General features: G+C 42.4%; 8 protein-coding genes, 1 tRNA gene and 1 CRISPR repeat array. Of the genes, 8 read left to right on the top strand and 1 reads right to left on the bottom strand.

Annotation, left to right across the window (positions count from 1 at the left end; translation table 11 throughout):
- The 4 genes from cas3 to cas2 are packed head-to-tail and all read left to right on the top strand — an operon-like array spanning position 1 to position 4,636.
- Positions 1-2,775: a CRISPR-associated helicase Cas3' gene (cas3, locus tag AC23N5_RS09605; protein ID WP_487755392.1), complete on the top strand. Its 2,775-nt coding sequence runs from the start codon at positions 1-3 to the stop codon at positions 2,773-2,775.
- On the top strand, positions 2,772-3,308 hold the full coding sequence (gene cas4, locus AC23N5_RS09600; protein WP_487755391.1) for a CRISPR-associated protein Cas4: 537 nt from the start codon (positions 2,772-2,774) through the stop codon (positions 3,306-3,308). Before cas3 ends, cas4 begins: the two co-directional genes overlap by 4 nt.
- Before the next feature lie 20 nt (positions 3,309-3,328).
- Positions 3,329-4,333: a type I-B CRISPR-associated endonuclease Cas1b gene (gene cas1b, locus AC23N5_RS09595; RefSeq protein ID WP_487755390.1), complete on the top strand. Its 1,005-nt coding sequence runs from the start codon at positions 3,329-3,331 to the stop codon at positions 4,331-4,333.
- A 39-nt stretch (positions 4,334-4,372) separates the two neighbouring features.
- Positions 4,373-4,636, top strand: a complete 264-nt coding sequence (gene cas2, locus AC23N5_RS09590; protein ID WP_028525640.1) for a CRISPR-associated endonuclease Cas2 — start codon at positions 4,373-4,375, stop codon at positions 4,634-4,636.
- A 204-nt stretch (positions 4,637-4,840) separates the two neighbouring features.
- Positions 4,841-8,169: a CRISPR direct-repeat array (repeat unit 30 nt; unit sequence CTTTAAATCGTACCATTTTGGAATTGAAAC).
- 94 nt (positions 8,170-8,263) lie between these two features.
- On the opposite strand, the gene AC23N5_RS09585 is transcribed toward cas2, so the two are convergent.
- A tRNA-Arg gene (locus tag AC23N5_RS09585) sits at positions 8,264-8,337 on the bottom strand.
- Between the two features lie 134 nt (positions 8,338-8,471).
- Here AC23N5_RS09585 and galK point away from each other — a divergent pair.
- From galK to AC23N5_RS09565, 4 genes are read left to right on the top strand one after another with little or no spacing between them, the layout of a single operon-like run.
- Complete coding sequence (gene galK, locus AC23N5_RS09580; RefSeq protein ID WP_487755389.1) at positions 8,472-9,641, top strand: galactokinase; 1,170 nt, start codon at positions 8,472-8,474, stop codon at positions 9,639-9,641.
- A gap of 23 nt (positions 9,642-9,664) precedes the next feature.
- Positions 9,665-11,296 (top strand): glycerol-3-phosphate dehydrogenase/oxidase, encoded by a 1,632-nt coding sequence (locus AC23N5_RS09575; protein WP_487755388.1) that lies wholly within the window; start codon positions 9,665-9,667, stop codon positions 11,294-11,296.
- A 1-nt stretch (position 11,297) separates the two neighbouring features.
- The gene (locus tag AC23N5_RS09570) at positions 11,298-12,350 is read left to right on the top strand and encodes an N-acetyltransferase DgcN family protein (RefSeq protein ID WP_487755387.1); all 1,053 of its coding nucleotides are present in this window, start codon (positions 11,298-11,300) and stop codon (positions 12,348-12,350) included.
- 12 nt (positions 12,351-12,362) lie between these two features.
- Entirely contained in the window at positions 12,363-13,433 is a 1,071-nt protein-coding gene (locus AC23N5_RS09565; RefSeq protein ID WP_487755386.1) for a mandelate racemase/muconate lactonizing enzyme family protein, read from the top strand.
- Positions 13,434-13,455 lie beyond the last annotated feature (22 nt).

Here is a 13,455-nt window from a genome sequence, read left to right as displayed (position 1 = left end):
ATGCTGACAATTGAAAATTACGAAAAGGAACGTATTAGGATAGCTTTGACATTGAAAGAGCATCATCATTATTGGGCGCATTTGCCGTCCAATAATGATGGTGTGAGTAATTTACTCCCTGAAACTCTCTCAGAACATTGCGAACTTGTATTTGACTACTTCAAGTCACTATGCAGTGAGCATAAAATGGAGGATATTATAGATGAACTGGTGGAAGGAGTAGCATCTCAAGTAAACTCTACCAATGAAAAAGGAAAGGTAAGAAACTTCATTAAGTTGATGTTTTATAATGTTGTTACTTTTCATGATTTTGGGAAAGTAAATGAGAATTTTCAGGTAATGAGAATGAAAAATAGTGTCCATTTTTCTGAAAACTCTTCTTTGACATTGAGCCCTCCTTACGGGCATTCGTTTCTGGGTACTTATATTTTTTTAGCGTACCACCTTGAAAAACTGGTTGAATTAGAACTATCGCAAGAAGAAGAAGGGCTACTCGCCTTATGTATGTATGGCTTGTCATACCCAATTTTTTGTCATCATAAGCCTACGTTAAGTGACCCTTTGGAAGATTTTCGACGTTATTCCTTGCACGAATGGTACAATGAGTTAAGTAAATATTTAAGGTTGTACAGCGTGGGTTTTGATGAAGAAATGTCGGACTATTTTCTTGGAGAACAGTTTGAGCATTATTGGCAAGATTATTTTAAGAATGGTTCTACCGCTTTCCCCCTATTTGCTCTCATTAAACTTAGCTTTTCTCTGTTAACCGCCTCGGACTATTTAGCCACACATGAGTACATGAGCGAAGCACCTACGAATGATTTTGGTGTTTTGAAACGAGAAAGAATAGTTGAGTTTACGGAGTATTTACGTTCAAACGGACATAATAAGCAAGCCTATGATGCCTTGGAAGGTTACTGCTTTACCTTTCCAACCGAAAAGTCAAAGGACAATTTGAATTGTCTTCGCCAAGAAATGGCAGTTGAATTGATTCAAACGGTACGGAGAAATACGCACAAACGCCTTTTTTACATAGAAGCACCGACAGGAGGCGGAAAGACGAACCTTTCGATGATAACGCTAACAGAACTGTTGATAGCCAATCCAGAACTGAACAAAGTATTTTATGTTTTCCCTTTCACAACGCTTATCACGCAAACGTACAAAGCGTTGAAAGAGACGCTCGGTTTGAAGGACGACGAATTGGTTGAAATGCACTCTAAGGCGGGTTTTTACAGTAAACTTTCGAAAGAGGAACAAAAAGATGGCGAATACGGGGACGATAAAAAGGACTTTATTGATCATCTGTTTGCGCTTTACCCGATTACGGTTCTTTCGCATGTCAAATTTTTTGAAGTTCTGAAAACGAACAGGAAAGAGACGAATTATTTATTGCACCGACTAGCAAATTCAGTAGTAATTATTGACGAAGTGCAATCTTATAACCCAAAATTGTGGGATAAGATGTTCTATTTTATCAGCCAGTATGCTGAGTTTTTTAACATTCGTTTTGTGTTGATGTCGGCGACTTTACCAAAAATCAGTGATTTGGACATTGGCCTATCTCAAAAACCTGATTTTGTTGAATTGTTACCTAATGCTCGAAAGTACATTTTGAACCCAAATTTCGCCGAACGCGTTACGTTCGATTTTGAACTGATGCAAGGTAAGATTGAGTTGGAGGAACTAGCAAACGCTGTTATTGAAAAATCACAAGATTATGCGAAAGAAAAAGGGAGTGTACGAACTATCGTAGAGTTTATTTACAAAAAATCTGCTTCTGATTTTCAGCAACTTATTAGCGACAGGGCCAACAATGGTTTTGATTCACTTTTGGTTTTGTCGGGGACAATAGTAGAGCCCCGACGTAGGCAAATTATTAACCAAATCAAACGCAGCAAGCAGGGAGAAAACATTTTGTTAATAACCACTCAGGTTGTGGAGGCTGGGGTGGATATTGACATGGATTTAGGTTTTAAAAACCGTTCGTTGCTTGATAGTGACGAACAATTAGCAGGACGTGTCAATCGAAACGCAAGCAAAGAAGGCTGTAAGGTCTTTTTGTTTGATGTGGACGAAGCAGATGTTCTTTACAAAGCAGATCATCGTTTTCAAGAGACAAAAAAAATCCCCATTGAAGAGCAACAGACAATTTTGAGAGACAAAGATTTTAAGTTTCTATACGAAAAGGTGTTTTCCAAAATTGATAAGATTAATGAAGGCAATTGGGCTGATAACTTTACAAATGGCTATGAACCCGCTGTTAAAAAATTGAGATTTGAAGAGGTTGATAGCGGTTTTAAAATTATTAGCCAGCAAAATGAGTCAGTGTTTGTGCCTCTTGCAATTCCTATTAGGGTTGATAGTAGTGAAGACGAGAAAATGGAGCTAGTTTTTTCGGAACATGAGCTAGGTTTCCTAAATTCATTCAAAATTTCACCCACAGCGAAGGAAGAAATAGAGGGAAAAGAAGTTTGGGAACTGTATCGAAATTTGGTTTTTCGCCAAATTAAAGCCAAAAATGAGCGGAAAGGTTTCGATTTGAAAGCAGAAAATCAACTGCGCACGTTGCAGGGTATTATGTCTAAGTTTACATTTTCTTTGTTTGCCCATTCAAAAATTATCCCAAATTTAGAAAGCCAGGGCTTTTTAAAAGAAGAATTGGGATTTAAGAAAATAACAGAACAAGCATTGAACCTGGAAACGCCTGTTTATACTTTAAGCGGTGGATTAAATGAAAAAGCAATCGACGTAACCGAAAATTTCTTCCTATGAACATCAACGCTACGCTCATGAACATTTTCCACATTTGCAAGCGAGAAATGTGGCTGCACTACCATGCCATCCGAATGGAACACACCTCGGAGGTGGTGTATGAAGGCAAGCTGATAGGGGAGGAGAGTTACCCTTTTCGGGCCGACAAAAACGAAGAACTAGAAATATCGCTCCCCCTTGAGAACGAAAAGGTAGTCCTAACGGCCAAAATCGACTTTTTTGACGCCAAACGTGGGATTGTTCACGAAACCAAAAAATCGGTAGCCAAAGAATGGGCGCATGTCGCGCAAGTGCAGTTTTATCTCTACTTGTTGCAAAAAAATGGCGTAGAAGCCAGCCACGGCGTCATTGAATACCCCAAATTACGCCAAACTGAACGGGTGACACTTGGTGAAGAGGATGTACAACGAATTGAAGCCAATATCGAAAAAATCAGGGAAGTGCTCGAACAAGAACAGTGTCCGCCGAAGTTGCCGATTTCAAAATGTAAGGCGTGTAGCTATTTTGAATTTTGCTGGGTGGGAGACGAATAACAACCATTGGAAGACAAAAAATGAAAAAAAGCTATTATCTCTTTAACCCTGGCCGCTTGAGCCGTAAAGACAACACGCTCTGTTTTTTGCCCGTTGACGAGGACGGTAACGAAGGACAGCCGCGCTACATTCCCATTGAAGGAGTCGATAACCTGTATTGTTTTGGGAGTTTGGACGCTAACAGCGCGATGTATAATTTTTTGGGCAAAAACCACGTATCGGTTCATTTTTTCGACTATTACGAACATTATACGGGGTCGTTTATGGCCAAAGAGTATTTGTTGGCAGGCAAAATGCAGGTAGAACAAACGCGTCATTATCTCTCCGACAAAAAACGGATGGTCGTAGCCAAGACGTTGGTTGAAGGGGCGGCTTTTAACATGTCCAAAAACCTGAAGTACTACCAAGGGCGCGGTAAAGACGTAGCGAAGCAGCTCGGACAAATCGAAAGTTATACGCCTTTGATTTCCAATGCGGGAAACATTGCGGAGTTGATGGGCATCGAAGGAAACATCCGACAAGCCTATTACGGGGCATTTGGGGAAATAATCAACGATTTTGACATGGGAAACCGCAGCAAGCAACCGCCTCAAAACGAGGTAAATGCGTTGATTTCGTTTGGGAACATGATGTGCTACACGGTATGTTTAGACCAAATTTACCACACCCAACTCAACCCTACCATCAGTTTTTTGCACGAACCTGGGGCGAGGCGGTATTCGTTGGCATTGGATTTGTCGGAGATATTCAAACCGATGTTGGTCGATCGCACGATTTTTACCGTTTTGAACAAAAAACAGCTACAAGCCAGCGATTTTCGGCAGGATATAAACCGCTGTGTGTTGAAAGAAGGGGCAAAAAAGGTATTTGTACAAGCGTTTGAAGAGCGATTGAAAGAGACATTTAAACATCGTTCGTTGGGTAGAAGCGTGAGTTATAAGCATTTAGTAAAACTAGAGTGTTACAAACTACAAAAGCATCTGCTGGGCATGGAAGTGTATAAACCTTTTAAAATGATGTGGTAACCCCACCCTGTCCCTCTCCAGTAGGGAGGGGAAAGCGCTATGTATGTAATATTGGTGTATGATATTGGAGAAAAACGAGTGGCAAAGATGTTGAAACACTGCCGCAAGTACCTGAACTGGATTCAAAATTCGGTGTTTGAAGGAGAAATCACGGAGGCGAAGTTGAAAGAAATGTTGATGGGTGCGCGGGCGATTATGAATGAGGACCAAGACAGCGTCATCCTATTTAAGAGTCGGAACGAGCGGTGGCTCGACAAAGAAATTATTGGGGTAGAACGAAGTTCCATTGATAACTTTCTTTGAGGGCAAAGTCGTCGAAGTCGCAAAACGGCTCAAAAGTTCGTTGACATATTGACTATAAAAACCCTTGAAGTTGACGTAAGTGTTTGATAATGAGCAGTCGTCGATGGTCTAGTAAAATCGAGTCATTGGCCATCGACGATTTTTTTGTTGAAAAATACCGCAAAAAACCTTAAAATTGAGCCAAAATAGCCGTTTTTCCAACGGCTTTAAATCGTACCATTTTGGAATTGAAACATCCCTAGCGCCTTGCATAAGTCCGCCCAATTTTCGCTTTAAATCGTACCATTTTGGAATTGAAACACGAGTTCTCCAAAGTATTCATCAAATGTTAAATTCATCTTTAAATCGTACCATTTTGGAATTGAAACGAGTAAATATCGTAAAGGTGTGGCGGACATCCGCCACTTTAAATCGTACCATTTTGGAATTGAAACAATCCTTCGTTCTCCAGAACGAACATAATTCCCTCTTTAAATCGTACCATTTTGGAATTGAAACAGGCCAACATAGTACCTGTTATTTTCTATTGCACCTTTAAATCGTACCATTTTGGAATTGAAACGACAGTTCGAGACTGTTGATTGTTGGCAGATTTTCCTTTAAATCGTACCATTTTGGAATTGAAACAACGAGAATAGCGCATTTGCAGTAGTTCCGCTAGTTGCTTTAAATCGTACCATTTTGGAATTGAAACAGTGAAGTCTATCAAAGACCCTAAATCAGTAACCGTCTTTAAATCGTACCATTTTGGAATTGAAACAAAAAGCCTGCAAAACCCTTGGCCTCCCCTCCTCCCTTTAAATCGTACCATTTTGGAATTGAAACTAGGCGATTGAATAGGAAAGTACGGGGTTTGGGTCTTTAAATCGTACCATTTTGGAATTGAAACATTGACTACATGGGCGATTACGGAAAAAGGGGCATCTTTAAATCGTACCATTTTGGAATTGAAACAATAATTGAAAATCAATAAAATAAATCGCGTTCCCTTTAAATCGTACCATTTTGGAATTGAAACAAAGCTCCCTGACGAAAGGATTCGACGATGGTCTGACTTTAAATCGTACCATTTTGGAATTGAAACACGCCTACTAGCTCTGTTGCGTAGCGCTCTTTGAGTGCTTTAAATCGTACCATTTTGGAATTGAAACGCGTATCCTCGCCGCTCAGATAAAAATTGCGACTGGCTTTAAATCGTACCATTTTGGAATTGAAACAACAGCGCACGTACACACACGCGAGGGGCGGCAAGACTTTAAATCGTACCATTTTGGAATTGAAACATGTCTCGACAAACACGCGGGCGTGGCATCTCGTTCTTTAAATCGTACCATTTTGGAATTGAAACGTGTTGCGCCTCTTAAATCAAATGTCACCCCTGTTGGCTTTAAATCGTACCATTTTGGAATTGAAACTGTCCGACCGTATCCGTGGACAAATCGATCCGCAAATCTTTAAATCGTACCATTTTGGAATTGAAACAGAGCAAGAGGGTAAAATCCTGTACTTCTTTGACAACTTTAAATCGTACCATTTTGGAATTGAAACATAAAACTAACACCCGACGCCCTTTCTGAATTTATCTTTAAATCGTACCATTTTGGAATTGAAACACGCCTCGAAGTTTTCATACGTCACCATCGACCACTTTAAATCGTACCATTTTGGAATTGAAACGCGACTTGGTAGTACAAAATGCCCTCGATTTCGAGTTCTTTAAATCGTACCATTTTGGAATTGAAACGGGAAAACAGTCAAAGGATGTAATCTTACGAACCTAGCTTTAAATCGTACCATTTTGGAATTGAAACAGCAAAAGTACGGCGTCTCGTTCATAAAAGGTCATTCTTTAAATCGTACCATTTTGGAATTGAAACAACAGTTCTTTCGACGGGTTACAGGCGTAGGCTTTTCTTTAAATCGTACCATTTTGGAATTGAAACTAGATTGACGGAGTGTTAGTTTTGGTCGGCTCTGCTTTAAATCGTACCATTTTGGAATTGAAACAAATCCTTTGCCTCTGTAATTTCGCATGGCTCAACTTTAAATCGTACCATTTTGGAATTGAAACACGAAGACCTCGTCGATGTCGAGGGTATTGACGAGGCTTTAAATCGTACCATTTTGGAATTGAAACGTAACGACCATCAGTTTTTGTAAACAGAAAAAGCCGTCTTTAAATCGTACCATTTTGGAATTGAAACAGGCGAATCGAAAAGCAAATCGTGCAGGGCGCGGTAGACTTTAAATCGTACCATTTTGGAATTGAAACATGGCGCTCGTCGCTGCATTGTTTTCGTGTAAAGGAGCTTTAAATCGTACCATTTTGGAATTGAAACTGTAACGCCTTTACCTGCCGACAAAACTTATTCATCCTTTAAATCGTACCATTTTGGAATTGAAACACAACTCCCCCCTTCCCATTGGCTCCTTGACCGTACTTTAAATCGTACCATTTTGGAATTGAAACGGGCATACGAATCGCCGACCTTTTAAAATTGCAAAGACTTTAAATCGTACCATTTTGGAATTGAAACAAGTCGATGCGTCCACCCTTTGAGCCTTTTAGTACTTTAAATCGTACCATTTTGGAATTGAAACTTATTCATAAACCGCGCTGAATCCTTCCAAAGAAAAAACTTTAAATCGTACCATTTTGGAATTGAAACTTAGAACCTACGGTTAGAGTGCTAGAATGGGGCGCCCTTTAAATCGTACCATTTTGGAATTGAAACGTGAATGCGCGTTGCAATCCTGAAATTTTAGCCGACAACTTTAAATCGTACCATTTTGGAATTGAAACATATTTTGGTGGTCGTATTGCGCCTTTTTCTTCATCTTTAAATCGTACCATTTTGGAATTGAAACTAAAAGAGTATCATCCCGCGTGGTTAGCTAAAGAAGCTTTAAATCGTACCATTTTGGAATTGAAACTTCAGAATACCGAAAACTGCACCGTGGAATCCTTCGAGACTTTAAATCGTACCATTTTGGAATTGAAACATAATCTCGTAGCTCACTTCGTTATTGATAACCGCTTTAAATCGTACCATTTTGGAATTGAAACGTGTAATGATTTTACGACCGCGCTCCGAGGGCATCACCACTTTAAATCGTACCATTTTGGAATTGAAACTTAACATACAACCCATTTGTCAACCAAGGAGGGAGAGCTTTAAATCGTACCATTTTGGAATTGAAACAGCAACCATGCAACACCTTGTACATCGCCATAGACCTTTAAATCGTACCATTTTGGAATTGAAACACGAAAGCGTAAAGCACTACGCAGAACTTAAACAACACTTTAAATCGTACCATTTTGGAATTGAAACGACCCTGTAGAAGACAAAGACTACGGATACCGCATCTTTAAATCGTACCATTTTGGAATTGAAACACCTATGCCGTTGACGCACTCGGAAAACGTACTGGTTACTTTAAATCGTACCATTTTGGAATTGAAACGTTTTAGGATCCAGTAGATCTACTAAGTAATCATGCTTTAAATCGTACCATTTTGGAATTAAAGAGCAGTTTGATTTGAGAAGAGGAGGCTGGTTAGAAAAACAAAAAGTGCCCTAAAATAAATTTAAGGCACTTTTGCGATGGGAACTGTTGTTTGAGTGACCCCGTTAGGATTCGAACCTAAGACCGACAGATTAGAAATCTGTTGCTCTATCCAGCTGAGCTACGGGACCTGTTCTTGTCGAACGCGGGTGCAAAAATAAATGTTTTTGCGACTTTTAACAACATTCTCCCCAAAAATTGTGTATCCCTCCCGAATCTGCCTATTTTTGTGACTTACTAAAGACCCACAAACCAACTATTTAGCGTGTATTTGTATTCAGAAAAAATTGTCGAGGACTTTCAACAAATTTTTGGAAAAACTCCTTCTTTCGTCGTGCGTGCCCCTGGTCGCATCAATCTTATTGGCGAACATACCGATTATAACAATGGGTTTGTGCTGCCCGCGGCTATCGACAAAGCGATTTACTTCGCCATCGCCCCCCGCACCGACCGACTTTGTAAGGTATATGCCGCAGATTTGAACGATACGTTTGAGTTTAGCGTTGATTCGCTCAATAAATGCCCCAAAAGTTGGGCCAATTACCTCATTGGTGTGACGAGCGAACTGATAACGGACGGGTATGTCATTCCGACTGGTTTTGAGGTTGCTTTTGGGGGTGATGTACCAAACGGAGCGGGTCTTTCGTCGTCGGCAGCAGTGGAAAGTGGAATGGGATGGGCGTTAAGTGAGTTATTTGGGTTGGCAATCCCGCGTTTACAACTCGCTCTTGTTGCGCAACGGGCTGAACATCACTTCGCTGGACTTCAGTGTGGGATTATGGACATGTTTGCGTCTATCCACGGCAAAGCTAATTCCGTCATTCGCCTTGATTGCCGCGATTTGACGTTTGAATATTTTCCCTTCGATTTTGAAAATTATCAGTTGGTGCTCTGCAACTCGGGGGTAAAACATACGTTGGCCGATTCAGCCTACAATACCCGCCGCCAAGAATGTGAGCAAGGTGTGGCCATTTTACAGCAATTTTACCCGACTATTGCCAGCTTACGGGATGTGACGTTGGCCCAAGTGGAAGCGCATAAAGCCGATTTTTCTGAAAATGTTTATCGTCGTTGTCGGTACGTGACGGGCGAAATTGAGCGAGTGGTAAGTGCGTGTGAAGATTTGCAACGGGGTGATTTAGTGGCTTTTGGTAAAAAAATGTACGAAACGCATACGGGATTGAGTGAGGATTATGAAGTGAGTTGCGTAGAACTTGATTTTTTGGTAGAACAAACGGTTGCGCTGACCGAAGTTTTAGGGGCTCGTTTGATGGGCGGTGGCTTTGGCGGCTGTACCATTAATATCGTCGAAACAGCGCAAGTGGACTCTTTTATCGAAAAGATGACGGTGGCCTACCGCGCGCAGTTTAACAAAAAACTGGTCTGCCACGTCGTGGGTATCACGGAAGGCGTTGCCCGACTAGAAAAGCTATAACGTTACACTAAAAACTCATTCCCATGAATCGTTCAAAAAATTTGCAACGCCTTCAAAATGAAACGTTTGATATTTGTATCATTGGAGGCGGGGCCAGCGGGGCAGGTTGTGCGCTCGACGCGGCACTGCGCGGCTTTAAGGTGGCATTGATTGAAAAAAAAGATTTTGCCTCCGAAACTTCGTCGAAATCGACCAAGCTGATTCATGGGGGAGTACGTTACCTTGAACAAGCGTTTAAAAACTTAGATTTTGCTCAGTTAAAACAGGTACGTCACGGATTAGAAGAACGCCAAATTGTGCTCCAAAATGCCCCGCATTTGGCCCGACCGTTGCCCCTACTGACGCCCGTTTTTAGCTGGTTTGAAGGGTTGTATTTTACGATTGGATTGCGGATGTACGACTTTTTTGCCAAAGGAGATGCGTTGCCCAAAAGCCGTTGGTTGAGCAAAAAAGAAACCCTCTTGCGAATGCCTTCGTTGGATGCTAAAAAATTGCACAGCGCGGTTTTGTATTTTGACGGACAGCTCGACGACGCGCGTTATTGCCTTGCCTTGGCCCACGCAGCCGAAGAAGCAGGGGTTGCCGTGGCCAATTATACGGAGTTAGTGGGGGTAAAAAAAGATACCAATGGCAAGCTGACCGAAGCGCAAGTAAGACCCACCGAAGGGGAGGCTACGTTTGGGATAAAAGCAAAATTATTTATCAATTGTACGGGGGCATTGGCGGATCACGTTCGATTGATGGCCAATCCTAAATTATCAAAACGTATTCGTCCGAGTAAAGGGGTGCACGTAGTGTTGCCGTACGAAGTGCTGAAAAGTGATGATGCCATGCTGATTCCAAAAACGAGCGATGGGCGTGTCGTTTTTGCGATTCCGTTTGAGGGGCAGTTGTTGTTAGGAACAACCGATACGGATTATAAAGATTTGGACAAAGAACCTATTTTGGATGACAAAGAGGTTGATTTCCTGTTGGATACGCTTACTCGTTATTTGGCCAAACGCCCCGATAAGTCTCAGGTAAAAGCAGGCTTTGGTGGACTGCGACCTTTGCTGGCGGCGAGTGAGTCGGCCTCTACCAAAAAGCTGGTTCGTGACCACGAAGTTGAACACGATCCTGCGTCGAATTTGGTAAGTTTGTTGGGAGGAAAATGGACAACTTACCGTTATATGGCCAAAGATACCATCGACAAAGCCTGTGAATTGCTGAGCGTTGACCGTGAATGTACAACGGCTCAACATCTCTTAGTTGGTGGTGAAGATTATGCGTTTGAAGATTGGAAAATTATTCAAACGGTATATCGTTTGGCCAAAGATATAGCCAAAAATCTCATTCGTAAGTACGGAAGTCGGGCGCACAAAGTTGCGCGTCTGACGCAAGAAAATATTCTTTGGGCGCAGCGCTTGGTGGACAAATACCCATTTATTCAAGCGGAGGTTATTTACCAAGTTCGGGAAGAAATGGCCTTGACCTTGCGGGATGTGTTTGCGCGACGTACGCGTTTGGAAATTCTGGATTGGGAGGCTGTTATGGAAGCCCTGCCCGTTGTGGCCGATTTGATGGCGCAAGAATTGGGCTGGACGGCGGAACAAAAACAGCAGCAAATCGACGAATACACGGCTCAACTTCAATCATTTATCAAATCAGCGCAATAAAATGAAAAGTAACAATGCGCTCATTTTAACCAATGGCCTTCTAAGTACCAACGACGCCAAAACGGCTCACGGTCTGATTCGTGGCACGGAGCGATACACCATCGTGGGAGTGATTGACGCACCCACCGCTGGACAAGATGCAGGTGAGGTATTGGACGGCAAAAGTCGCAATATCCCCATTTTTAGTAGCTTGTCGGAGAGTTTAAAGCAGTTACCGTCAGTTGATTATCTAATCATTGGGGTAGCGACAGTGGGAGGGGTTTTGCCACCTGATATGCTCACGATTGTAGAGGATGCCATCAAAAAGGGGCTTTCTATTGTGAATGGTTTGCACGAATATTTGTCGGAAAAACCTGAAATTGCGGTGCTTGCTGCCCAACACAATGTTCAACTTATCGACGTTCGTAAACCCAAAGCCCGCAAAGATTTGCATTTTTGGACGGGAGAAATTTACGACGTAAGTTGTCCAATTGTAGCGGTAATTGGGATGGATTGTGCACTAGGCAAACGCACCACGGCAAGGTTGATTCGTCAAGCTTGTGGATCACAAAACATCAACGCCCAAATGATTTATACGGGGCAAACGGGTTGGTTGCAGGGCGGAAAATACGGTTTTATTTTTGACTCAACCCTCAACGATTTTGTGTCGGGTGAGGTCGAACACGCCATTGTTTCGTGTTGGAAAGAAACCCAGGCCGACCTGATTTTGGTAGAAGGCCAATCGTCGCTCCGAAACCCCAGCGGCCCGTGTGGACTGGAGTTTTTGATTTCGGGTCAAGCCAAGTACGTGGTGTTGGTACACGCCCCAAAACGTATTTATTTTGACAATGAGGCGCATTGGGGTAAAATCCCGTCGGTGGAGTCTGAAATTGAAATCATTGAAAAATTCGGGTCAAAAGTACTTGCATTAGCCCTAAATACGGAAGGTTGCACAGAAAAGGAAGCCCTTGATTTTCAGCAAGAATACCGTTTACGGTTGGCTGTTCCTGTGGTGTTGCCTTTGGAACAAGGGGTTCAGGAAATTGTGGAGCAGCTTCAACTACTTTTGGTATAAAATCAACACTTTATGAAAATTGCCCGCGTCCGACCTTTCCTCAAGAAATTGGCATTGAGTAAACCTTATGCCATTGCGGGCTATACGTTTACGGACGCGGAAAATGTTTTCTTGGAAATCGAACTTGAAAACGGCATCGTCGGGCTTGGAGCCGCCAGCCCAGCGGAAGAAGTGGTCGGAGAAACAGGAACGCAGACGTTTGCCCAATTGCAATCGGATTTTTTTCAAAGGTTTGTCGGTCGGGATATTCGTCATTTTAGGCAATTGATATTTGAAACTTGTCAAGTTTTTCCAATGCTTCCTGGTACGCAAGCCGTGGTGGATATTGCGCTTCACGATGCGTTTGGGCAGTACCTTGGAATCCCCGTTGTGGCGTTATACGGTCAAAAAATAACCTCACTTCCTACCTCCGTTACCATCGGGATTATGTCGGTAGAAGAAACGCTGAAAGAAGCCGAAGAATACCGAAGGTTAGGCTTTAAAGTGTTGAAAATCAAGACGGGAGAGGTGGTGGAAGAAGATGTTGAACGGGTCTTACGACTGCACGAAAACTACGGTTCTTCATTTAAAATTCGGGTGGATGCCAACCAAGGCTACAGTTTGGAAGAATTGAAACGATTTAGCAAAGCAACCGAAAAAGTGGGGATTGAGGTCATCGAACAACCGCTAGTGGTAGGAGAGGAGGCTTCGCTTTTATCGCTTGATGCCGAATTAAGAAAGAACCTCGTCGCGGACGAATCGCTCAAAAATGCCAAGGCGGCGTTAACACTGGCGCAACACCCTCAGCCGTTTGGCGTTTTTAATATTAAACTCATGAAGTGCGGCGGAATCCTCAATGCTTTTGAGATTGCTACCATTGCCAAAAACGCAGCTATTGATCTCTTTTGGGGCTGTAACGACGAAAGCATCGTTAGCATTACGGCGGCTTTGCACGCTGCTTTTGCCTGCCCCACTACCCGTTTTTTGGATTTAGACGGAAGTTTTGACCTCGCCGAAGACGTGGTTTCGGGTGGTTTTGTGCTGGAGAATGGCTTATTAAGTCTAACAGACAAAGCGGGCTTAGGATTATCATCGGTATCATAGGTCAGACGATAGTCAGACCGAA

This window comes from Runella sp. R5_40, assembly GCF_057652295.1.
The sequence above is the reverse complement of the archived record's forward strand: the minus strand, read 5'-3'. Positions and strand labels throughout refer to the sequence as shown.

Bases quoted from the DNA above. Each gene is read 5' to 3' on its own strand.
- cas3 (WP_487755392.1), top strand. From the start codon at position 1: ATGCTGACAATTGAAAATTACGAAAAGGAACGTATTAGGATAGCTTTG.
- cas4 (WP_487755391.1), top strand. From the start codon at position 2,772: ATGAACATCAACGCTACGCTCATGAACATTTTCCACATTTGCAAGCGA.
- cas1b (WP_487755390.1), top strand. From the start codon at position 3,329: ATGAAAAAAAGCTATTATCTCTTTAACCCTGGCCGCTTGAGCCGTAAA.
- cas2 (WP_028525640.1), top strand. From the start codon at position 4,373: ATGTATGTAATATTGGTGTATGATATTGGAGAAAAACGAGTGGCAAAG.
- AC23N5_RS09575 (WP_487755388.1), top strand. From the start codon at position 9,665: ATGAATCGTTCAAAAAATTTGCAACGCCTTCAAAATGAAACGTTTGAT.
- AC23N5_RS09570 (WP_487755387.1), top strand. From the start codon at position 11,298: ATGAAAAGTAACAATGCGCTCATTTTAACCAATGGCCTTCTAAGTACC.
- AC23N5_RS09565 (WP_487755386.1), top strand. From the start codon at position 12,363: ATGAAAATTGCCCGCGTCCGACCTTTCCTCAAGAAATTGGCATTGAGT.